We start from the raw sequence: 24,112 nt of genomic DNA on the forward strand, positions 1-24,112 counted from the left end.
AAGGGCTCCGTTTCACTTTATCGTTTTTCCTCTATTAGAAGTTTAAGCGTAAATACCGTACGTCCAGGACTGCTTTCTTTTAAGACAAGGTCACCCTCCATGCTTTGGGCAATCATTTTACTAAATGGCAGTCCAAGCCCTAAACCGTGAGTGTCGTATTTTTTATTTTCTCCTCGGTAAAACCGTTCAAAAATAAAATCTTTTTCTTCTTCTCTAATGCCTGGCCCATTATCTTCTACATTTATTTCGATCCAGCCGGGCCTTTCTTTTTCTATTGTAATAGAAAGAATCCCATTTCTTTTAACGGCTTGTTTTGCGTTGTTCAATAGGTTTATCATAATTTGCTGAAGCCGGATAGAATCCACCTCTGTGTATATATCCTCTTTTGGCAGACTTTTGTTTATTTCAAGACCTTCTTCATCATTAGCCACCTGCCATTGATGAAGAATTTCTTTTATTAATTTATTCACTTCATATTTTTCTTTTGTAATCGGTATGGCATGGGCCGCCAAGGAGTTAAATTCAAGTAAATCAGCAACCATCGTTTTCATACGGTTTGCTTCGTTTAATGAGACATTCAGAAAATCTTTCGCTTCCTCCCCATGTACTACATCATCCCGAACTGCTTGAATAAGCCCAGTCATAGAAGTAATGGGTGTTTTTAATTCGTGAGTCACCCCCGCAAGCAGTTCAGAACGAAGAGCTTCAAGCTGCTGGAGCCGGCTTGACATTTCTTTAAATGAATGAACGAGCTCGTGAACTTCTTGCTCTTTCATATTCTCTGGAAGCGTGAAATTATAATTCTGCTCTTGGACATGTTTGGCAGCAACAGCTACGTCTTGTATCGGCTTTGACAACTTTCTTGAAAGAAAATAAATAGTGGCCCAGCCGATTAGTGCCAGAGAGAAAAGCATTATTGCAAGCAGCCGGTACTCTTCATTCATCTGTGTGAGCTGATTGGCAGACTGAATTATTACTACCCAGCCAGCAGTCACCCCTTCTGCTTGTATGGGCCGTTTTACGATATACGAATGATCTCCGTTTTCTAATTTGAGACGCTGTACTTCACTATCTGCTTGTAGAATTCTTAGTGGGAACCTTTCTGATGTAAAGGGTTCTCTTTCAAATGGATTAGACAATACTCTTCCATTTGCATCGACAATATATATAATCGGATCAAGCTGCGTATCTATGATATTTTGGCGTTCTTGAATATACTCCAGTACGCCTTCTCTAGGGACTGTTTCCCCCGATTGTTCCTCTACGAACCGATCCGCAATTTCTTGAGCTAAATATTTCGTAACATTTAAACGATGTTCAAGATTTGTATGACGAATCCATATTATAGACACTATCGCCACGACAATGAGACCAATAATCAGCGTAATAAAATAACGAGTGGTCCAATAACGAAGCAATGAAATTTTCTTGTTGTTGTTATTCATAAACACAAAATTGATACCCCAATCCTCGCAGCGTTTTTATTTCACCTTCTGTCTCCGGCCAATTCTGGAGTGACTTTCTAATACGTTTGATGGATAAATCCACCGCCCGGTCACTGCCTTCATAATCTATTCCCCAGACATGTTCAATTAACTGTTCTCTATCAAAAGTTTGATTCGGGTGTCTGGCAAGAAAAAATAACAAAGACAAATCCCGCGGTGTTAACGGTACATCCACACCATTTAGTTTAACACTATGTGCTCTCTCGTTAAGTGTTAAACTGCCATAGTGTTTAACTTCCTCTTCTTGAAGCGTTTGGCCTGTTCTGCGCAGCACTGCTTTCACTCTAGCAACTACTTCACTCGCATCAAACGGCTTTGCGATGTAATCATCCGCCCCGCTGTTTAATCCTTTCAAACGATAATCCACATCTCCAAGCGCTGTCAGCATGATAACAGCACATGCACTTTCTTCACGGATGTGCTCTAAAATACTCCATCCGTCTTTTCCCGGAAGCATGACATCAACGAGGGCCAGGTCCGGCTGCATATCACGAAAAGCCGGCATAGCATCATCTCCATGAAAAACCGCTTTTACTTCATAGCCTTCTTTTTGCATATATGCTTGCAGCACTTTGCTGATCGCTGCTTCATCTTCTATAATTAATATCTTGGTCATTTATACGCTCACTCCTTCACTTTCCCTTTCATAAAGGGACATGAAGATGGAATTAAATCTACATTACGTTCTTATAGTCCTTAGTTTATACTTTGATCCTTCAGTAAATTTAAGCTTTCTTAAAGTATTAGAAAATCTCGGCTTGCTGACAAATCCAAATGGCAGATACCTTAGTTTTTCTTATACTTTAATCCATTAGCAAATTTAATCTTTCTCAAAGTATAAGAAAAAAATGAGTTTACTTCCAATTTTCACAGTTTTGGTCACTTATTAATAGAAAAACTTGACTTACCACCAAACCCAAATGAAGCTTTAGTTTTTCTTATACTGTTTAGCAATAAAAAATTTATACTTTCCTAATAGTACAAAAGGAAACCCCCGATTTATGCATCAGGGATTTCCATATATCTATCAAAAGGGGGTCAATGAAAAAGTTTAGCTGTTTGATCGCTTATTGCTGCGCTGCTTTACAGCAAGGGGTTCTTTTTTATGCAGGCTGCTGGGGGACAACACTGCATTATTTATTCATACATTAAGGGGTCAACATCATGCTTTCCGGCAGGGAAGATGTCTAAATGTTTCGCTTCTTTCTCATGTTCGTTTACAATTTCGTCCAGGATTTCTTCTGGGCTTTTTCCGGCAGTTTCGATTCCGATCTCGTCTGCTGCCATCTGAACTTGTTTTGCTTTTATTTCTACCATAATCTGCTGTACTTCTTTACCATGGGGGTCAATGTTTAATTCTTCTGCTTCTTTTTTTAGTTCTGCAAGGCTCACTTCTTTCACTAGCTCATTTACATCTTTTCCGTTTGCCTCAATGCCATAGTCTGCTGCTTTTTTCTTTAAAGCTTCTTCTCTCCTTTTTTCAGATAACATATCTTTTTCATTCGATTCTATTCCTAATTGATTAGCATATGATTCGGTATTTGCTGCTTTGTCTGTCTTCATTGATTTACTGCTTTCTTGATTAAAATGATTTGCTGCTTTGTTGGGAGAAAAGCTTGTTTCTTTGTAGTGTATTGCTTTTTTGGCAGTTATGCTGTCTGTGGAATGCTGTGCGGCACCTGCTAGACCTGGTGTCGTGCCAATTATTCCAATAGACAAAACGGATGCCAGTAGATAGTTTCTTTTACGTTTCCATAGCACCTCACTTCCCTCCTGAAATATTTGTTTGGATCAGCTCTTGCCGATCACATTTTTAACTTTAGAGCACCTATATGTCAGCATGATGTCAATCAAAAAAATTTTTCACCAAATTTTTTACGACCCTAACAGCGTCAAACTTTCTAGATATAGAGGAACGAGAAAAAACCGTCCCTGGCTAGGTGGGACGGTTCCTCCTGTTTATCTAAACTGTGATGGTATGCTTTGCAGGTCAATATCCCAAATGGCTGGTAAATAAAAAGTTACAGAAAGCACAATGATAATAATCGCGAGAATATTTAACCAAAAACCGTTTTGCACCATTTGAATAATTTTCAGTTTGCCTGTTCCAAATATGATAGCGTTTGGCGGCGTTCCGACTGGAAGCATAAATGCACAGTTTGCTGCCATTGCACACGGTACCATTAAGGCATAAGGGTGTACATTTAAGGCAAGCGCCAGGGACGCTACAACAGGCAATATCATTGTTCCTGTTGCTGTGTTGGAAGTTATCTCCGTTAAAAACAGCACTAATGCGGTTGCTACAAGGACGATAAGGATAAAGTTCATACCTTCAAGGACAGTCAATTGTTCACCAATCCAATTAGACAGCTCTGTTTCACTGAAACCAGCTGCAATCGCAAGACCTCCCCCGAATAGCAGAAGAATACCCCATGGAATTTCTCTGGAATCTTTCCATTCTAAGAGTTTTGTTGCTTCTTTTTTCTTTGCCGGAATCATGAAAAGAAGCACAGTAGCTGTCATCGCAATCATTCCGTCACCGATACCTGGAACTCCTACGATATCTTCCCAAATAAACGTACGTGTAATCCACATAAATGCAGCAAACAAGAAGACAGAAAGCACTGCTTTTTCTTCGAACGATATATTTCCAAGGACCGTTTTTTCACGCTGGATGAGTTCACGTCCGCCTGGAAGCTGCTGCATATTAATTGGATAGACAATACGTGTAAGATACAACCATGCACTAACCAATAAAATGGCAACAAGAGGTACTGCAAACGCCATCCAGCCTGCAAATGAGATTTGAACGCCATAAAGACTATCAACGGTCCCTGCTAAAATGCTGTTTGGCGGTGTACCAATTAACGTTCCAAGACCGCCGATGGTACCGGAATAACCAATACCAAAAATGATGGCTTTTTCAAACTTTGGAACGTCAGCCTCATGCTTGCCTCCTTTCACAGCCTCTGACACTTGATATGTTATCGCTAAGCCGATTGGTATCATCATCATAACAGCTGCTGTGTTAGAAACCCACATGGAAAGAAAGCCGCTGGCGATCATAAATCCTAATATGATTTTTCTTGTGCTTGTCCCGATAATTGAGATAATATTCAGAGCAATTCGCTTATGAAGATTCCATTTCTCCATTGCTGTTGCAATAAAGAAACCACCAAGAAATAAGAAAATAATATTATCCCCATAGGCGGAAAATACTGTATCCCCATCTAGAGCTCCTGTAATTGGCAGTAGAATAATCGGCAAAAGGGAAGTCGCCGGAATGGGAATTGCTTCTGTAATCCACCAAGTTGCGATCCACAAAGTCGATGCCAATACGGCTTTTGCTTCTGGATTCAACCCTTCTGGATTAAAAAACAACAATGTAAATATAAACAATAAAGGCCCCAATAGAAGTCCTATAAACTGCGCTCTTGTGTAAGCTGGTTTTTCCTCGTCATCACCTGATTTTCCTCCTGGTCCGCCAGGGCCTCCCGGACCGCTTCCAACAGCAGAATCTGCTTGATGCTTTTTTGTTTCGGCAGCCTTTCCTGCTTGTCTGATTTGTGAGAAAGTCAGCAGCTTTTTTGTCTGCGCATGAGACGACCAAAGGCTTTTCCAAACGGAAGTTGCAGTTCCTTTAGTCATAAAAAATCCTCCCTTCATGATGTAAACGCTTTCTGCTCACTATAAAAGATAGGATGTAAACGCTTTCTGATCACTATAAAAGATAGAAGGGTGAAAGTATACCTTTCGTAAGTAATCCAAATCTTTTGTAACTAAAAAAAGTAAGAAAAGGATTATAAAGAAAGCAGTCAAGGTTACTCTTTATCCGCTGCCATGAATGTGTTAATTACATCGATTTTATCTATCCTTAAGCGAAATTGGTGAAGCGGTCTTCCGGTTGATTGGTAAATAACATCAGCCTCTAACACATCGATGTCTACTAAATAATGTAAGTATTTCCTCACAGACACTCTTGAAATTCCAGCTTCTTCGGCTATATCTTTGGCTGAAAATTTTCGATCCTGCCATGCTTTTATTTGTTTGGCAATACGAGCAAACGTAATAGGAGTAAGCCCTTTTGGCAGTGAGGAGATCTTTCCCTCTGATTCCTCCCTGTTTAATAAAAAAGGATCCAGTTCTTCCTGACTCACTGCTTCTGCCTCGTTAATAAGAGCCTGCTTTTTCTTATAAAGAAGCAAAGACTCCCTAAAACGCTCAAAATCAAATGGCTTAATTAAATAATCAACGGCACCGTAACGAAGAGCTGTCTGTACGGAGTAATTGTCATTTGCAGCTGTAATGATAATAACGTCAACAGGGCTGCCGCTTTTTCTAAGATCTATCAGCATGTCAAGCCCGGTAGTTTTCGACATATAAACATCTAATAAAAGCAAATCCACCTCCTCTTTCTTTAAAAATTCCCATGCTTGCGATACATTATGCACCACTCCGGCAGCTTCAAATCCATCCACTTTTTCCAGGTAGACTCGGTTAAACTTAGCTACCATTGGATCGTCTTCTACAATTAATACCTTTATCATGCTTTTTCACCTTCATATGGAATCTTCACTTTAAAAATCGTTCCTTGCTCCTCTTCTGTTCTCACAGTAATTGTTCCATTTAATTCTTGCAGGGCTTTATTTATTAAGTACATACCAAGGCCTCTGTTTTCCCCTTTTGTAGAACGACCTTTGCTAAATATATGGTCCCTGTCGGTTTCACTGATCCCAGGTCCATTGTCTTTAATCATAAAATGAAAATACCCATCTATATAATTAATAGTCATTTCTATTCGTTTATCTTCCTGACCTGCTATAGCTTCGTATGCATTATCGCTTAAATTCCCAATGATTGTAATAAGGGCATCTATTTTTTCTGTGTCCTTTAATATTGGCAGTGGGAAATTACCATTAATTTTAACCTTTGTCCCTCTTTCTTGAAAATGGTTGAGTTTATTCAACAAAAACCCTGCTAAGACGGGATCTTTTACGACACGGGATACAGAACCTACTTCTTGTTGATAAGCTTTAGATATTTGTTTTATATAATCTTTAAGCTCTTGATAGGATTCTGTATGTACCATCGCTGACATTACGTGCAGTTTATTCATAAATTCATGGGTTTTTTCGCGCAAGGTTTCTGCATAATGTTTCGCACCTGTCAGCTGTTCTACAAGGGATGCTAGTTCTGATTTGTCCCGAAACGTTGCCAAAGCCCCGACTACCTGATCATTAATAATTACTGGCACTCGGCTTTCTACCAATACCACCCCATTCAAGATGTGTTCTTGGTCGAATTCAGCTTTTTGATGAGTAAGCACTTGCTTTAACGATGAAGAATTCAAAAAAGATTCTGCATCCTGTCCTATTGGATTTTTTATTAAACCGGTTTTTCTGAAAAGCTCTTTAGCTGCATCATTAGCAACAACAATCGTGCCTGTGTCATCAATAGCTACAATTCCTTCTCGAACCGATGCAAGCATAGCTTCTCTTTCTTGAAGAAGCTGTGCTATTTCATTTGGCTCGAGACCATGAAGCGTTCGTTTGACACGCCTGGCCAGCAAGACAGCACCAATGATACCAGCAAGCATGCCAGCTCCTGTGCCAAGATAGACCATACGTTGTTGTTTCATGACAACACTTTCTACATTATCTAATAAAATACCGACAGAAACGACCCCGATTTGTTCGCCATTTTCGTTCCAAATCGGTACAAAAGAACGAAGCGACTCCCCGAGCGTCCCTTCTGCAACAGAAGTGTAGCGTTCTCCACGAAACGCCCTATCTTCATCTCCGCCGACAAAATACTGACCGATCCGCTCTTCCACTGGATGAGACTGTCGAATATGGTGCATATCCATGACCACAATATATTCCACATTGGTGTTTGCCTGTACGTCAAGGGTGTATGATTGAATGGTTTTCGACGGTTCCCCATCTGCTAATCCTTCTATGACTGCCGGCGCACGGCTCACCGTATTTGCAATGTTCATCGTTTTATCTTCTAGTGTTTCTCTTGCTTTTTCTGATGTATCCCTTCCAATTAATAAACCTGTCACAGACAAGGCGACAATGATAACGAGACATACAAGCAATGTAATCCACGTTTGCAGTTTAAGTGTTTTGTGTTTATGAAAAAAACCTTTCATATGAATCTCCCTGGCTACGTATTATGTTCATCTAATGTACTATATCCAGAAGCGTGAGTCTATTTTCTTTTTTAAACTATACTAGGTACTAATGTTTATACAAGACATCCTGAAATCTATTAAGAAGTTATTTTCCATTGTACTGATAAAAAAGTATTAGGTTATATTGAAGCAAAACGACGGTATGCGCGGCGGCAAGCCGAATTTTTTATGAGTGAAGATTTCTCTTCTCAATATACATAGTTAGATTTGTGAACTTCTGCATTTTTTCTCCATTATAATTCCTTTTCATGCTCTCTGCGGTGACCTTCAGTCATAAAAGTCATACTATTATAACGGTTTAAAAGAGCCACGATCCTATTTGACCCCCATAAATTACGACTTTTCTATTATTTATTACAAATATATTACATGATAATATGTATTTTAAATAAATGTTTTCCAAATGATTCTATTTTTTGGTACGAAAAACAAGGAGGAATTTCTGTTGAACGAAGATAAACCATACGTAGAGTTGTTGTTGTCCTCTCCTAACCCGCATTCAAGCTTTTTATCCTTATCGCAGACCATTTGGCACCAACAAGATGTAACAACCTGTGCAAAAAAGAATGCGCTGCAAAAAGTGGTTGCAGCATATGAAGAAATCTGTCAGAACATGCACCGTTAATCGATTTTTTCTTTTTATCATTGATAATCAATCTTCTATTACATTCATATTACACCCAACCTTTATGGTTGGGTGAATTGTATTATATATAAACTATTTAACGGCCAATCAAATGACAAACTTAAACTTTGCATGGGTGATGCTAACCATTTGGCTGATTCCATGCTCCACGTTTATAATAAACATATACTTAAAATATATTGCCAGGCGCTTATTTTAAAAAGGATGTTTTCGATGCCGTCATTTAATGCTGAAAAAAAACAGCCTCATTCTACTCATTTTTTTCTTATTCTAGGCATTATTTTTGTGGCTTTTAACTTAAGACCAGCTATTACCTCGGTTGGCCCACTGATTCCTATTATTAGAGAGAGCACCGGCATGTCCAACAGCATGGCTGGTTCTTTAACTACTATTCCTCTTTTATCATTTGCGGTTTTTTCCTTGCTTGCTCCAAAACTTGGTCTTCGATTTGGTAATCATATTTCTATTTTTTTTGCTCTTATCATTTTGGGCACTGGTATTCTTATGCGTTCCACAGGAATAATCGCTGCCATTTTCATAGGCACCGCTTTAGCTGGAGTCGGAATTGCCATATGTAATGTACTGCTTCCCGGGGTTGTCAAGTTTAGTTTTCCGAAAAAAGTAGGATTAATGACCAGTATTTATACAATGTGTATGGGTAGTTTTGCCAGCATTGGTTCAGGTGTCAGTATTCCCCTATCTGAATCACTCGGCCTTGGCTGGGAAAAAGCGTTAGGGGTGTGGTCTGTCCTTACTGTGCTTGCTTTAATTGCATGGACCCCTCAAATCAGAGGAAAGAAAGAAGCAAAGAAGCCAGTCAAAGAGAATAAGACGGCTTTCTCCCAATCTATCTGGTCATCTACTCTGGCTTGGCACGTAACCTTATTCATGGGGATGCAATCCTTTTTGTTTTATTGTTTAATCACGTGGATTCCTGATGTATTGCAGGAATTAGGAATGAGTTTGTCTGCAGCAGGCTGGATGCTGTTTCTTCTTCAATTAGTAGGCATTCCCTTCAGCTTTACAGCTCCTATCCTAGCGGACAAATTGAGCAATCAAAAACCTATTGTTATAACTATTTGCACGTTGTATTTTTTGGGCTTTACAGGCCTGTTGTTTATCCCTAACATCGCCGTTATTACTATTAGCGTATTATTTTTAGGAGTTGCACAGGGAGGAGCCATCAGCTTGGCATTAACCTTACTGAGTCTTCGAGCAGCCAATGCCCGCCACGCCTCCTTACTTTCCGGCATGGCACAATCCTTTGGTTACTTGCTGGCAGCAGTCGGTCCTGTGTTCATGGGATTTTTGTATGATACCTTTCATACATGGCAGCCATTTCTCATCGTCTTATCTGTTGTCGCCATGTTTATTTTATGGTTTGGATTGAAAGCAGCCGAAGATAGATATGTACTGGCAGAATAAACAATACAGTATAAGAAAAACTCGGCTTACCGCCAAGTCCAAATGTCGGAAGCCGTCGTTTTACTTATACTTTAACCTTTTAGCAAAGTTAAACTTTCCTAATGTACAAAAAGCCAGGCTGGAGCAATTCCATCCTGGACTAACCTAGCGGGAGAATATAAAGGGAAATATATATAAGGGAGTTCGTGGATGATTGACATCAACTATCGATAAAACTAAGTGAATATACAGGATTATAAGATGCCATTATTCCCGAAGACCTATTCCTGAGAAAAATCAACGAACTCTTAGACTTTTCTTTTGTCTATGAGGAGTTCAAGGCCTGGTATTACATGATAACGAGGGAAACGCCAAGTTTAGGTGTTACCCTTTAAAGTCGCTTATATATTTAGCATACTGTAGTGGATTTAAAAAAACACGTTTTATCACATCTTTGTCATAAGACTTGTAGAGAGAGTTATATCCAGGTTTTGCATTACATTCAATAAGCCAAATGTTAAAGTTATGGTCTAAGGCAAAATCTATCCCTAACTCTCCAAAATCTCCATATGCATTTTCCATACATTCATAAGTGGTTAACAAAAATGCATCTATCTTGTTTTTTAATTGAAATATATCTATATTTATCTCTGATGGAAGTTTTTCAAAAAAGTCCTCGAATCGATGTACTTTGGATCCTGTTCTAGTACTTGTTAATGGTGCATTCCTTTTCCCGACCCTAACCGGATACGACGTAATATCAAGCTTTCCTTCCCTGTTTTTCTGTACAGTCGCTCTCATATCAACTGGGCAATCTAGGATTTTCAATACATTTATTGCTTCTTGAATAATGAACTTCTTACTATCAAACTGCTGCTCAAATATTTTAACTAACTCTTTTATATCACTAACAGTACTCTCAACAATTCTGTCACTGATATAGCTATACTTATATTTATCCTTTGAAAGCTTTATCACCTGCATGACACCTTTTCCGTTATTACCATAACAATCTTTCATATATAATGCATTACTTATTTTAAACATTTCTCTTAAATCTTTATATCTTCTATAAAACATTGTTTTAGGTATAAAATTGCTTATTTCCTTATACCTGGTTAATTTCTGATGTAAATCCCATTTATCAAATGTGTGCCTCGTGTTTAGCTTTTTTAATGAATTTGATTTTTCCAATTGTTCTCGAATAAAATCTGATTTTGCTTGCTGCTGCGGCAGCACGCCTCCTCCACGATCATATAAAACATCAGGCAACGGAAATTGAGATGTCTCCCAGTACCGCTTCTCCGTATTGAAATACGTTCCCAGTATTTTGTGTCTAATAAAATCAACATCATGCAGCGAGAAAAAGTATAATACTGTTCCAGCCTTCTTATTTGCTTCTATCAATTTCAACTGTCTGAATATTGGATTTTGCTTTCTCAGTTTCCGTATTACACCACTGCTTATAAAGACTCCTATAACAGGCCCTATACATAACTGATTTTCATTAATTCTCAGCGAATATTTACTGCCTTCTTGAAGCCAAGTCATTTTTTTAAAGAATTGTTTAGGAATGTATGCTATCTCTTTAGTTTCATTTGCAATACAAGAAACGTTTAATGACATACTCCCTGCTTTGAAACTGATATTAGAGGAATCCTCCAGCTTTTCATAAATGTGTTTAGGTAATGTAATGTCAGTGGCATTACCTTTATCCATCGCTTGCCGTAAAGTAATAGACCAAGCATTCTTAGTTAAAGTTCCATTTTTTTTACACGTTAAAAACTTAGCATATTTTAGAACATGGATAAACTGCGATCCAACCTCTTCTGTATCATCTATTCCTGGTACAGGATCTTTATCAGGTTTAGAATTAGCTTCAATAAACCAAAGTCCTCCTTGATCATCAATTGCCATGTCCATACCTAGTTCACCAAGAGTACCGAACTCTTTTTCGATATAAGTTGCGATTTTTATCGTTTTGTTATAAATTTCTTGTTCAGTTGGAATAGCATAATTATTTAAACGGTTTAATAGATCATAATAGTCCCTATAATTAACGACTCTTCCTCCAATATTTTCATTGGTAATAGAATAATTCTCTTGTGCCAATCGTATTTGACAATAATCAGCTTTCCATTTTCCTTTATCATTTTTCTGAATTAGAACTCTTAGATCCATTTTTTTACTATTAAGTTTTATCAAAGGTATGCCCTGTTGAATAATAAAAGGTTTGTCACCAACAAAGGAATCAATATGACTCTTTACACCTGATTCATTATTTATAAAAATTTTTTGCAACCCTTTATTGTAAAAATTAAGAATAAAACCTCCATCACTCTTTTCAATAGACATTACTTCTATGCCGCGACTTCCATAAAACGATTTCAAAAATACATGTTGGTACTTTTCTAACATGTATATTACCTTATCAAATGTTTTGTAGGTAATTGTATGAGGCAAGTACTGCTTAACTTCATTGTACTTGTATAAAAGCTTATGAACTTTCCATTTCCCTAAAAAATCACAATTATTAATGAGCTTCATGGCAGGATGCGTTGTAAATTGGTTACGAATATGTTTAACCAATGGCTTTTCCTCTCGTTGGAAACCAACACCTCGATCATAAATTACATTAGAAAGAGGTAACCAGTAATCCAGCCACTTCCCCCATTTAGGTGCATAAATATATCCTTTCACCTTGTTTTCAAACCACTTTATATCATTAATGGAGAAATAGTATAATAGACAACCTTCTTGCATACCTGCTTCCATGTGTTTTTGCAAACTGAAAGGAATTTCTCCTTTTGAAATATATTTCATATACTTTGTATTAACAAACACACCAACTACGGGGCCTAGATAAATATTTGTTTTTTCTTCCTCTACCCATATATTAAGGTGTAGATTACTCAATAATAAAAGGTTATGAAAAATTTCATTTGGCACATACATATATTCAGTATCCTCTTTGTGCCCTTCTATAAATACCTGTTCATGTAATTGACCAACGCAAATATTATAGAATATTCCCTTCTCTAAACCTAATGAATAAACTATTTTTTCAGGCAAATAAACTTTATTACTTCTTTTATTATGAGATTTTTTCACCTTTATCCTCATCATTTCCTCCTAAATATCCAACCGTTTATATTTGCCCATATCACTAAATAGAAATCTATCCTTTTATAAGCACTTTTGAACCTACGCCTATTTGTACCAAATGTATAGACGATCGGCACAAGGCTTTTATGCATTTATATATTGTTATTCTGACTAGAGGATTAGTGTTCATATTCATAACTCCATTAGAAGAAAAACCTAAAAAGCCTCCCCTTCACGGTTGGTTTCCTTCCGTTTAAAGGGTCTTTAGTTCGCTTAGTTCATTGCCATTTTAAGCATATTTTTAAGACAAGTCTTTTCGGATACACCGCATACTTAAAACGGTCTAAAACAGCCATAGCACTAGGAGCTGATTGAATCCCAGCCCCGAATAATAAAATCCAACATTCCTTGACATTCTGCGGAGCATAAGCTTTGATCCTTTTACCAAATAATACTTGATCTACGCCTAAAGCATTAATAGCCGGTTAAAAACCGGCAAAACGATAACTAAAATGGCGATCGTATCCATTAAGTAATTTAAATTTTGTTAACGTTTAAACATACCTTATTCAAAGCTTCCCCTTCTAAATTTACAAAACGGAAACAAAAACAAAATCACTACATTCCTAATATAGAGCAACACTTAAAAGGTTTTAATACTATAAAAACTGGTTTCTAATATCTAAATCTACCATTCTCCGCAATACCAAGGATTATAAACAGTTTATTAAGATAAAAACATAGAAAAACCCGAATAATCAGCACTTTATACGTGTCAGTTATCCGGGTTACAAGTCGTTATAAACCTTTTTATATCCGAGTTATTCGGTAGGCCACATTTCCCCTTTATACGCCATATCCCAAAACATATACTCAAACCGCGTCGTGTTTAAGAAAATTTCCTCAAGGTGCTTTAGTTCATGCTCTGGTTTTCCATGAGTCAGCCGATCAAGCATGTTGATCGTCCATTGGGTTAACTCCTGAAACTCGTCGTCGGCATACATGTTAATCCATTCGCCGTAAAATTCGTGGTCGCTTGCTCCAGGAATCTGAGAAAGAGATTTTCCAATTTCCGCATAACTCCACATACATGGCAAAAGGCTTGCAACCAGTTCTGCAAGACCGCCGTTTTGTCCGACTGCCAGCATATAATGCGTGTAAGATACAGTAACAGCAGCTGGTTTCGCGTTTTCAAGTTCTTCTTCACTGATATCAAATTTCTTCGCATACTGGCGGTGAAGATCCATTTCAGTGTTTAAAGTAGAATCCAAGAGTTTTGCGAATTCACCCATCGTTTTCACGTCGGAGGCTTTCGCTGCGCCGATCGCAAACAGTTTTGAGTATTCAATTAGGTATAAATAATCCTGAATCATAAAATAACGAAATTTTTCTCTATCAAGTGTTCCATCACCCATTCCTTGTACAAACGGGTGATTATGATTCTTTTCCCAAATCGGTTTGACATTTTCATATAGTCGTTCGCTAAATGCCATATTAATCCTCCTCCCTTTCTGTCGAGCACCAGTTATAAATGAGTGAAATCATTACTTTTGTGAATTGGACAAGCTGATCAATAGAGACTGATTCGTTCACCGCGTGAGCATTTTGAAGATCCCCCGGGCCATAAATTAAGGTCGGGATGCCAGCGTCGCCCAGCCAGCCTCCATCGGTAACGGTTGGAGACATGCTGATTGGCGCTTTTTGACCAAATATGTCTTGATGTGCTGTTTGCAATACTTTTGTTCCTTTACCATTTTCCTCAATATCTAACGAAGGAAAAATTTCGCCGCGGTCTTCAATCATCGACGTCCCTCCCCATTCAAATAATGGAGGGTTTTCTCGCAGCCACGGGTCAGCGTCAGCGACACGGCGAATATGATCTTCGACTTCTTTTGCTACCATGTCGTGATCTTCATCTGGATAAAAGTGTACGGTAATCCAAAGCCGGCATTCATCTGCGACAAAAGCAGCATGGCGCCCCCCTTCAATGACTGCCGGATTTATGGTGTTCATCCCAGCTGGAAAACCAGGATAAGATTTTGTAACGGCCCAGTGTTTTTCCAGCTCTTGCAGTCCTTCGATGATTTTCGTCATTTTCTCAATAGCACTTGCCCCTTTCACACCGCCTCCAGCATGAATCATATTTCGGCGAGTAGCGTCATGATACGTCTGCGGACTTTTCACCGTAATCCAGCCGGTGATGACGCCGCCCTGCCCTTGAATATTCAAGTCACTTGTATCCACAACCACGGCTAAGTCGGCACTGTATCCTCGTTTGCAGCATTCCAGTGTCCCAGCTTCCCCAACTTCTTCTCCTATAACGGATTGAAAAATAAGATCTCCGGGCAGGCGGATGCCTTGTTCTTGCAGCAGTTTTACCGCAAATAGCGCTCCAGCAAGGCCTCCTTTCATATCCGCTGTTCCTCGGCCGTAAAGTCTGCCGTCTGCTGCCACTGGCTCAAATGGACCGTATTTCCATGATTCATTCTCTTCATCGACCTCTGCGACATCCATGTGTCCGTTAATAATAAGGCTTTGATGTGTTTCAGGATCTTCACCTTTCCACGTCCCGACTACGTTAGGATCACCGGGATACACATCCCAAACGTCTGTGTTAAAGTCGTGTTCTTTTAAAAATTGTTCGATAAATTGCTGTGCTTCTTCTGTGTTTCTTGCTGGCGGGCTCGGTGTTTGAAAGCGGACTAAATTTTTTACAAGTTCAAGAAGTTCATCCTGTCTTTCTTCCACCAGTTGATTTAATTGCCAGAGTGTTTTTTCCACCTTATCCCTCCTCTTAAAAAATAAAAACCACTCTAGCGAAGAGTGGCTGTACATATTATGGTTGTCCCATACTTATATCCGCTCACACTTCCCTACGCTAGTATTAACTAGTTCAGGTTATAGGGTTAGGACAACCGCCCTTCTCAGCTGTATAACAGCACCCCTAGTGTCAAGCCTACCTATTTTTTTGTTGGAATCCTTTAAAGACAACATAGCATAGAATAATCATATTTAAAACTAAATTTTCATATTTTTTTCACCCTGGCTGACTCAGTCGAACATTTTATATTATACTATTTTTCGAAGTTCTTGTTATGCTTCAAATTTTGTTGTATTCACCGTTGAATCTTCGTAATTTTCTGTATACTCTTTGCCTTTTGTGTACCATATAAACTTGCCTGTAAAGCCGTATAGGAGAGTAATAATAATTACAAGGAAATGAAACCATAGAAAAGGCAAGTACGCCATTGTTGAGACACCTAATGTTACTGCCATAAAAACCCCGCCATCTGACCAAGGGACCATAGGCGTTGTAATAGTTCCTCCTGCTTCTGTGTTTCTTGAAAGTACACGTTTATCGATATTTAAGCGATCATAATTTTCTTCTGTGATTTTACTTCCGGTAATTACAGAAACATAGGCAGCACCGCCGAAGAAATTCCCAAAAAATGCAGCAATTAATGTTGTTAGTGTAGTTTTCCCAGCATTATCGGCCCATTTTAACAATGTTTGGCAGATGACATGCAGGATACCAGCAGCTTCCATTAAACCCCCTAAGCCTAATGCGAGTAAAATTAATAAAATAACCTCTAGCATGGACACCATTCCGCCACTATTTAACAAAGTATCCATAAATTCAATACCTGAATCGATGGAATACCCTTGATAAGAGGTTTGAATGGCATCTAAAAACGGAATGCCCTGAAATGCAAAACCCCAAATAACTCCTAAAAACGCACCAAACGTAATAGTAGGAATGGATGGTTGCTTCATCGCTAAAAGAGCGATAACAATGAGCGGCGGAACCAGCATATACCATGATATATTAAATTGACCCTGCAGCGCTCCCATAGCTTCTTCGGCCCTTGTTAAATCGACGCTGTTTCCTACATAGAAAAAGCCAACAAATATGAACAATAGACTTGCGATTCCAAAAGCAGGACCGCTTACATAAAGCATTGACTTAATATGTTCAATGATATCTACCTTTGTTAAAGAGGCGGTCATTACGGTTGTATCCGATAATGGAGACAATTTATCGCCCACATAAGCACCGGAAATGACCGCACCTGCTACTAAGGGGAGAGGGATTCCAAAGCTTTGTCCAATACCAATCATTGCAATCCCTGCCGTACCTGCCGTTCCAAATGACGTGCCCGTAGCTAGGGAAGTAAGCGCACAAATAATAAGTGTAGCAAACAAGAAAATGTTTGGACTTATAACAGATAAACCGTAATAAATAATGCTTGGGACGATGCCTCCTGCAATCCAGGTTCCAATTAAAGCCCCGACAGTAATTAAAATAAGCACCGCTTCTAATCCATTCGATATTCCCTGGAGCAACCCATCTTGAAGCTTTTTGTAACGCAGTCCTATCCACAGCCCGAGTCCTATCACCATAAACCAGGAAGTAAATAATGCTAATTGAATAGGAAGTTCCAGCAAATTTATAAAGCCAAACATAATGACAATAAATAAAATTAAAACCCCTATCACTTCATAGACTGTCGGTAACCTCGCTTCTTTTTTCAAACCCCTCACCCTTTCTCATTTATTATTTTAATGATCTTCCATTTCAGGAAGCAGCAAAAAACCTTCTGTCAAAGGATCTTCCGGATCCAAAAAAAACTGATGTGCACCCGTTATCCATGCAGAACCTGAAATCTGGGTTTCTACCGCACAAACGCCTTGTACATTTATTTCATCTAGAACCTGTCCTTTAAAAACACTGCCTACAATGCTTTCGTGGCAAAATATTTCTCCTTTTTTAATTTCTTGTTTTGCAAATAGTGTAGCAAGCTTGGCTGAAGTTCCCGTACCGCAAGGAGACCGATCTATCCCAGCTGGAGGAACGACAACAGTATTTTTGACATGTACATCAGAATGTTTTGATGGTTCGAAAAATTCTATATGAGTAAGTCCATTAATAAAAGGCTTTTCCGGGTGTCGTATCACATGTTCTTTATTGATTTTCTGCCTGAACGAGACAGCTTTTTCTATAATACGAGCACTATTTTCCGGCGTTAAATCGAGTGAAAGGGAACGAGCATCAATTATTCCGTAAAAATTCCCTCCATAAGCGATATCACAGGCGATAGTTTTTTTCATTTCATCATCTTCCACTTCGATCGATTCCAAAAAAAATGAAGGGACATTGTTAAACGTTACCTCTTTCGCCCTTCCATCTTCTATTTTGATTTCCACTCTTACTAATCCCGCTGGTGTCTCTAATGTTAATGCGGTACACGGTTCTGTCATATCCACTTTCCCAGTTTCTACTAAAGCTGTACAAAAACCAATCGTATCATGGCCGCACATTGGGAGATATCCTCCCGTTTCTATATATATCACGCCCACATCTGCGCTGGGGTGGCAAGGTTCAAGCAAAACAGCTCCTGACATTACATCATGCCCCCGTGGTTCATACATTAATAGTTTCCGGACCCAATCATAATTCGTTTTCATATCCTTCATTTTTTCTTCTATCGTTTTGCCTTGTAACGAGGGAACGCCACTTAATATGGTTCTGGTCGGGTTCCCTCCAGTGTGAGTATCTATGGTATGGAAAACATGCTTTGTATTCATAGTGCGGCCTCCTTTTTTTGGAAACGGTGTAAACTTAGTTTATCTACTGGAACAATTGTTTTTTCCTTTTCTTCTATCAGTTCCTGGATGAGTTTTCCTGTAACAGCGGCAAGGCTTATTCCATCTCCTTCATGCCCTGCTGCTATATAAAACCCTTTATATCCTTTTACCTCTGAGACAATCGGCAAGTGATCAGGTGTCCATGGCCGTAGACCAGCATAACTCCGAATTATAAGCATATCTTTTAATTTAGGGTAGAATCGTATGGCGCGATGGGCAATTTTTTTTACTACATGGAAATCCACTTTTGTTTGAAAGCCATTAAATTCTCTACTGCTTCCAATAAGAAAATTCTGGCTCTCTGTTGGTTCAAATACGAGGGCAACTCCATACTTTTCCGTTTCAGCATCCACTTGTCTTTCTCCCCCGAATTTAGATATAAGATAACCAAATTCCATAACTTTTCGCATCCCAAGAGGCATTTCACGCGCGGCAACAATAATATGACCCTTTCGAGGCTGAATAGGAATATCAATATCTTCGTCAAGCATTTTACTTATTAAAGGCGCCCATACGCCGCCAGCATTTATGACCTTATCAGCACGTATAGCCCCTTTGCTTGTATCAACTACATACTGATTGGTCCCTATTTCTTTTTCTATATTGTTCACTTCCGTATGGGAATAAAAGGAGGCACCATATAATTTTGCTCCATCAATCAGTGCATAGGTCATCAAATAGGGATTGACCGTTGCATCACTTGCACATTCCAGCCCCCCCGGAAGATCATCTGCGAAATACTCGGACTCCTCCCTAAGATCAGCTCGGTCAAGCATTCTAAATGGAAGGCCTGCTTCTTCTTGCTGATTAACCCATTTTTGGGCTGCTTCCATTTCTTCATCTGTTTCACAAACAAGAATACTTCCTGGATTTCTATACTCAAAAGAACCGTTTAATTCTCCCTTTAGTTCATGTACCAGCTTCTGGCTGACTAAAGACATTTGACTATCAAACCCAGGATCTTTATCAATTGCTAAAATATTACCGTCACACTTAGAGGAAGTACCTGAGGCAAATTCTCCTTTTTCGATCAGGACAACATCATGACCGGCTTTGGCAGTGTAGTATGCTATCGCACTGCCTATTATCCCTCCTCCTATAATCAGGGCATTACAATTTTTTCTCATGTAAACCTCCTTTCTGCTCTCTCCCTTTAACTAATGCAAGCAACATGCCAACGTTAAAGTAAGCATATTTTCCTCCACACTTCTTATAAAAGTCTAAATATTTAGAATAAATGTCTAAACATTTAGACTTTTGACGATATTCTTAGATTTCACCAAAACTTCTAAAAAGCTAAATAATTTCTTCCCCCGTTAACTTGGACAGTTTTATACAAGTTGTCCTATTTGGCTAGATTTTTGCATGATATTAAGGTCAAAAGGAGGAACATAAATGAGAAAAAATGATACTATTATTTGCCGCTGCGAGGAAGTTACATACAAGGACCTATTAAAAACAGCAAATACGTATCAATGTACAGCAAGAGAATTAAAGCTTCGCACTCGTGCCGGCATGGGAATATGCGGAGGACGTACATGCCGTTTTTTAATAGAAGGTATTGCACAAGCAAACAAATCCAATGAAGTAAGTTTTTCTAAAGAGGTACCTCTTAAATATCAGCCTCCCATCCGCCCTATTCGATTCGACTCTGGAAAGGAGAATGGATAATGGATAATAGAATTAAACATCACCCGATTTTAGGAGATTTAAATCATTGTAGTTATTTCACTTTCGATTTTGATGGTAAAACGATCAATGCTCGAGAAGGGGAAACGGTTGCGGCCGCTTTGTTAGCAAATGAGATTCGAACGTTAAGACGGCACGAAGCAACTGGTAACCCGCGCGGTTTTTATTGTAATATTGGACATTGTTTTGAGTGCCGAGTAGAAGTGGATGGACAGCATGGTGTCCGTGCTTGTATGACCCTTGCCAAAAAAGGAATGAGCATTCGAAGTCTTCATAGTCTTCCAAAACCCTTTCAGAAAGGAAAGTGGAGTAATTGAAGTACAGCGATACCGTGATTATAGGGGCTGGTCCTGCAGGATTAAGCGCTGCGATTACTTGTGCAAAGCATGGGGTAAAGGTGACTGTCATCGATGAATTTATAAAACCTGGCGGAAGATTGTTAGGTCAGCTTCACGAAGAAAAAAAAGATGTCTGGTGGAATGGCATAAAAGAAGCCGATGCTTTATATGAAGAAGCCTTAAAACATAACGTTGATATTCATTTGGAAACATCGGTGTATAACATTGAAAAATCGGATCAGTGGCTAACAGAAACCTCAAACGGTGACTGGAGATCACCTTGTCTGCTGCTGGCAACCGGAGCTGCTGAATCTCCCCTATCTTTGCCTGGGTGGACCTTACCGGGCGTTATGTCGATTGGTGCTGCTCAAGTAATGACTAACGTCCACCGTGTAAAGGTTGGAAAAAAAGGAGTGATAATCGGCATCAATCCATTAACAATGGCTATTGCAAGAGAATTGCAGTTAGCGGGAATAGAGATACAAGGTATTTATTTTCCGCCCTATGATCAAAACCTTAAACACTCTGAAACTCCAGAACAAACACTAGCAGACATGAAACGAATGGCTCATTTGGCACCCTCTCCTCTTCTTCGTTTTGGTAGTAAATTATTAAGTACGAAATGGATGAGAGAAAAAGCTATTCAATACTACCCCAAAAAAGGGTTCTCTATTTGGGGTATCCCGTTGCATTTTAATAAAGGAGTCACAGAAATAACGGGTGAACAAAAAGCAGATGGTATCTTCTATTCTTCCATTGACCCTTATGGGAAGCTGAATACAGAAGAACAATTCTTTCTAGAAACGGATTTTGTTTGTATGTCCGGAGGACTTTATCCATTGGCAGAGCTTGCTGCCATAGCGGGTTGTCCATTCTATCTTATCCCTGAACTAGGAGGGCATGTCCCGCTTCACAATGAAACAATGAAAACCCCTATAGAGAAACTATTTGTAGCAGGTAATATTACAGGTATAGAATCAGCAAAAATAGCAATCGTTCAAGGGGAAACAGCTGGCCTGTCGATCACACAGGCACTCTATGGGTCTTCTAAAGGACTCGACAAACAAATAACAGACAGCATAGAAAAACAAAGAAATACACGTAAAGAAGCACTAATCCAATTTCACCCTGCTATTCAACAGGGCAGGGAAAAAATACAAAAGCTTTGGAGACATTATCATACCCCCCTTCCGACTTAAAAGGACGGTTACTCCATCGAGTAACCGTCCTTTGATTAATAATGCCAGCCATAGTTTATAGCACAAGTTTTTGTTTCACTATAAAAATCAAGAGCAGCTTGTCCCTGTTCTCTTGTATGTGAACTAGATGACTTCATACCTCCAAATGGGGCTTGGTATTCTACTCCGGCGGTTTCCTGATTCACGCGCACCATTCCTGCTTTTGCATTTTCCAGAAAATAATGTGCGTTCGATACACTATTAGTAAAAATGGAAGCACTTAATCCGTAAATCGTGTCATTGCAAAGCTGAACAGCTTCTTCTACATTACTTGCAGTTACAAGTGTAATAATAGGGCCAAACGTTTCTTCTTTCCACAGCGCGTGGTTCGTATCTATATTTTCTACAATTAATGGCGGGATATAATAGCCATCTTCTTCTGGCAAGGCCCCTTCTACTACAATATTTCCATCTTTATGTGCCATAGCAGCATACTTTTTTACTTTGTTATATTGTTCTTCGGAAGCCACTGGGCCAGTAAACGCTTCTGGATCACAAGCTGGAGCAACTTTTACGTTCTTCATCTCTTCTATTAGAGCTTTCTTTAACTCTTCTACTATTTCTGTTTCTACAATTACCCGGCTTGTGGCTGTGCATTTTTGTCCGGCAGAGCGAAATGCCCCACTTACAATGGTACCAGCTGTTTTTGAAAGGTCTGCATCTTTTAATACAATCGCTGGGTTTTTACCTCCCATTTCTGTTTGGCATTTAATATTCCGTCTCGAACATGTTTCTGCTACCTTTTTGCCTACTTCCGTGGAGCCGGTAAAGCTTAATCCGTCGATGGCCGCTTCTTCCATTAACTGCTGACCGACGTCTCTTCCTTTTCCTATAATTACATTTATTACACCGTCAGGTAAACCGGCTTTTTCAAATATTTTCATCATTTTTGAAGCTGTTAATGAGGCATTTTCCGCCGGTTTCCATATTACTGTGTTTCCACAAATGAGAGCAGGAGCTATTTTCCACACTGGAATGGCCACAGGAAAGTTCCAGGGTGTAATCAGAGTAACAACCCCCAACGGAACACGTTTTGCATATTGAAGGACATTAGGAGCACTAGACGGTATGGTTTCTCCATCAGGACGGACTCCTTCTGCGGCATAATACTTAAAAAGCTGAACAGCCCGCTGTATTTCTCCTTTCATTTCTGTAATTGGCTTGCCCATTTCCTGACTTGCAACAACAGCTAATTCTTCTGCATGATTATTTATTTCTTCCGCTAGCTTATATAATAGTTGGCTTCTTTCGGCCCCCGTTTTAGCCGCCCACACCTGTTGAGCATTCCGAGCAGATTCTGCCGCTTCATTGACTATGTCTTTTGAACTAAACGCAATATTTCCCACTGTTTTGGTAATATTAGAGGGGTCAACTACCCTTTTTTGGTTCCCCCCACCACGTTTTTCTTTCCCTTCAATAACACTAGTTGCAGTAATCAAAAAACATACCTCCTGTTTAGGAATAATTCGCTTCTTTTGCATTGTAAAAATCTGCTTTAATATCTTTATACATTTCATCAGGTAAAGGAAGACGCGGCGGTCTTGTTGGCCCGCAATCCTGCCCCGCTAAATTCATCATATATTTTATAGACTGAACGAGCTGGGGCTTCGCATCATAATGGAATAAAGGCAGAAGTTTTCGGTATAACGGCAATCCGTTTTTCATATCACCCACTCTTCCGTATTGAAAAAGACTACTTCCTTCTTTTGGCAGTGCATTTGGAACCCCAGAAATCCACCCGGTTGCCCCCGCTAATGCTCCTTCAAATGCCAGATCATCAACTCCTATCATGACTTCGAGGTTTGTTTGTTCTAGAATATCGTGTACTCTGCGAACATCTCCGGAAAATTCCTTCACACCAACAATATTGTCAAAAACCGATATTTCTTTTAGTAAAGCTGGAGTTAAATCTGTTGGATAATCATGCGGATTGTTGTAAGCAATAACAGGAAGGCCTACCTTGGATAATTCCTCATAATGCGCTATGATTTCATGTTTTAGCGGGTTATAATTAATAGGAGGCAACGCCATTATTCCGTCTGCACCTGCTCGTTTGGCATGGCTGGCCCATTCGACAACCTGTTTCGTAGACGGAGCTCCTGTACCTGCTAAGACAGGCACCCTCCCATTGGCTGCTTCAATTACTGTCTCCACAACTTGCGCCCTTTCTTGCGGGGCAAGCGTGGCATACTCCCCAAGAGAACCTCCTGGAATTAAGCCATCTACTCCTTCTTCGATTAACCAATCACACAATTTGGTAAGACGTTGATAATCCACCTCGTACTCCTGCGTAAAAGGAGTGACTATTGCTACATATACTCCATTAAAATAAGCCATTTGCCTTC

At 39.3% G+C, this 24,112-nt stretch carries 19 protein-coding genes and 1 riboswitch; of the genes, 5 read left to right on the forward strand and 14 right to left on the reverse strand.

Annotated elements, in window-relative coordinates:
* Positions 1-17: 17 nt before the first annotated feature.
* The 6 genes from CEF16_RS12680 to dcuS all read right to left on the reverse strand — a co-directional run bounded on the left by CEF16_RS12680 (position 18) and on the right by dcuS (position 7,659).
* Positions 18-1,445: a HAMP domain-containing sensor histidine kinase gene (locus tag CEF16_RS12680; RefSeq protein ID WP_091584089.1), complete on the reverse strand. Its 1,428-nt coding sequence runs from the start codon at positions 1,443-1,445 to the stop codon at positions 18-20.
* Positions 1,438-2,121: a response regulator transcription factor gene (locus CEF16_RS12685; protein WP_091583943.1), complete on the reverse strand. Its 684-nt coding sequence runs from the start codon at positions 2,119-2,121 to the stop codon at positions 1,438-1,440. Before CEF16_RS12685 ends, CEF16_RS12680 begins: the two co-directional genes overlap by 8 nt.
* A gap of 521 nt (positions 2,122-2,642) precedes the next feature.
* Positions 2,643-3,266 (reverse strand): hypothetical protein, encoded by a 624-nt coding sequence (locus CEF16_RS12690; protein ID WP_091583940.1) that lies wholly within the window; start codon positions 3,264-3,266, stop codon positions 2,643-2,645.
* A 198-nt stretch (positions 3,267-3,464) separates the two neighbouring features.
* Entirely contained in the window at positions 3,465-5,153 is a 1,689-nt protein-coding gene (locus CEF16_RS12695; RefSeq protein WP_091583938.1) for an SLC13 family permease, read from the reverse strand.
* Between the two features lie 173 nt (positions 5,154-5,326).
* Positions 5,327-6,052, reverse strand: a complete 726-nt coding sequence (locus tag CEF16_RS12700) for a response regulator (RefSeq protein WP_091583936.1) — start codon at positions 6,050-6,052, stop codon at positions 5,327-5,329.
* The gene (gene dcuS / locus CEF16_RS12705; protein ID WP_091583934.1) at positions 6,049-7,659 is read right to left on the reverse strand and encodes a DcuS/MalK family sensor histidine kinase; all 1,611 of its coding nucleotides are present in this window, start codon (positions 7,657-7,659) and stop codon (positions 6,049-6,051) included. The genes CEF16_RS12700 and dcuS overlap by 4 nt, the downstream gene beginning before the upstream one ends.
* 487 nt (positions 7,660-8,146) lie before the next feature.
* Here dcuS and CEF16_RS12710 point away from each other — a divergent pair, with 487 nt between their 5' ends.
* A complete protein-coding gene (locus CEF16_RS12710; protein WP_091583931.1) occupies positions 8,147-8,326 on the forward strand; it encodes a hypothetical protein in 180 nt (59 codons plus the stop codon).
* Positions 8,327-8,560: 234 nt separating this feature from the next.
* Positions 8,561-9,772: a CynX/NimT family MFS transporter gene (locus CEF16_RS12715; RefSeq protein WP_091583929.1), complete on the forward strand. Its 1,212-nt coding sequence runs from the start codon at positions 8,561-8,563 to the stop codon at positions 9,770-9,772.
* A gap of 363 nt (positions 9,773-10,135) precedes the next feature.
* On the opposite strand, the gene CEF16_RS12720 is transcribed toward CEF16_RS12715, so the two are convergent.
* From CEF16_RS12720 to CEF16_RS12745, 6 genes are all read right to left on the reverse strand, one after another.
* Positions 10,136-12,862, reverse strand: a complete 2,727-nt coding sequence (locus tag CEF16_RS12720) for a YheC/YheD family endospore coat-associated protein (RefSeq protein ID WP_170031912.1) — start codon at positions 12,860-12,862, stop codon at positions 10,136-10,138.
* An 815-nt stretch (positions 12,863-13,677) separates the two neighbouring features.
* Positions 13,678-14,349 carry a thiaminase II gene (gene tenA, locus CEF16_RS12725; RefSeq protein WP_091583923.1) on the reverse strand — a complete coding sequence of 224 codons (672 nt, stop codon included), beginning with the start codon at positions 14,347-14,349 and terminating at the stop codon, positions 13,678-13,680.
* 1 nt (position 14,350) lies between these two features.
* Positions 14,351-15,637, reverse strand: coding sequence for an acetylornithine deacetylase (locus CEF16_RS12730; protein ID WP_175488348.1), 1,287 nt, complete (start codon positions 15,635-15,637; stop codon positions 14,351-14,353).
* 72 nt (positions 15,638-15,709) lie between these two features.
* A riboswitch (TPP riboswitch) is annotated at positions 15,710-15,812 on the reverse strand.
* 137 nt (positions 15,813-15,949) lie between these two features.
* Positions 15,950-17,389 carry a Na+/H+ antiporter NhaC gene (gene nhaC / locus CEF16_RS12735; RefSeq protein WP_091583919.1) on the reverse strand — a complete coding sequence of 480 codons (1,440 nt, stop codon included), beginning with the start codon at positions 17,387-17,389 and terminating at the stop codon, positions 15,950-15,952.
* 27 nt (positions 17,390-17,416) lie between these two features.
* Positions 17,417-18,442, reverse strand: coding sequence for a proline racemase family protein (locus CEF16_RS12740; RefSeq protein ID WP_091583916.1), 1,026 nt, complete (start codon positions 18,440-18,442; stop codon positions 17,417-17,419).
* Positions 18,439-19,629: an NAD(P)/FAD-dependent oxidoreductase gene (locus CEF16_RS12745; protein ID WP_091583914.1), complete on the reverse strand. Its 1,191-nt coding sequence runs from the start codon at positions 19,627-19,629 to the stop codon at positions 18,439-18,441. The genes CEF16_RS12740 and CEF16_RS12745 overlap by 4 nt, the downstream gene beginning before the upstream one ends.
* A gap of 268 nt (positions 19,630-19,897) precedes the next feature.
* Between CEF16_RS12745 and CEF16_RS12750 the strand changes: the two genes are divergently transcribed.
* From CEF16_RS12750 to CEF16_RS12760, 3 genes are read left to right on the forward strand one after another with little or no spacing between them, the layout of a single operon-like run.
* Positions 19,898-20,173 carry a (2Fe-2S)-binding protein gene (locus CEF16_RS12750; protein WP_091583911.1) on the forward strand — a complete coding sequence of 92 codons (276 nt, stop codon included), beginning with the start codon at positions 19,898-19,900 and terminating at the stop codon, positions 20,171-20,173.
* The gene (locus CEF16_RS12755) at positions 20,173-20,508 is read left to right on the forward strand and encodes a (2Fe-2S)-binding protein (protein WP_091583908.1); all 336 of its coding nucleotides are present in this window, start codon (positions 20,173-20,175) and stop codon (positions 20,506-20,508) included. Before CEF16_RS12750 ends, CEF16_RS12755 begins: the two co-directional genes overlap by 1 nt.
* Positions 20,505-21,728: an NAD(P)/FAD-dependent oxidoreductase gene (locus CEF16_RS12760; RefSeq protein ID WP_091583906.1), complete on the forward strand. Its 1,224-nt coding sequence runs from the start codon at positions 20,505-20,507 to the stop codon at positions 21,726-21,728. Before CEF16_RS12755 ends, CEF16_RS12760 begins: the two co-directional genes overlap by 4 nt.
* A gap of 35 nt (positions 21,729-21,763) precedes the next feature.
* Here the strand turns inward: CEF16_RS12760 and CEF16_RS12765 are convergent, their stop codons facing one another.
* Both CEF16_RS12765 and CEF16_RS12770 read right to left on the reverse strand, forming a co-directional pair.
* Positions 21,764-23,203: an aldehyde dehydrogenase family protein gene (locus tag CEF16_RS12765; protein ID WP_425428024.1), complete on the reverse strand. Its 1,440-nt coding sequence runs from the start codon at positions 23,201-23,203 to the stop codon at positions 21,764-21,766.
* A 19-nt stretch (positions 23,204-23,222) separates the two neighbouring features.
* On the reverse strand, positions 23,223-24,104 hold the full coding sequence (locus CEF16_RS12770) for a dihydrodipicolinate synthase family protein (protein WP_091583901.1): 882 nt from the start codon (positions 24,102-24,104) through the stop codon (positions 23,223-23,225).
* Between the last annotated feature and the right edge of the window lie 8 nt (positions 24,105-24,112).

Source organism: Alteribacillus bidgolensis (assembly GCF_002886255.1).
Lineage (GTDB): Bacteria > Bacillota > Bacilli > Bacillales > Marinococcaceae > Alteribacillus > Alteribacillus bidgolensis.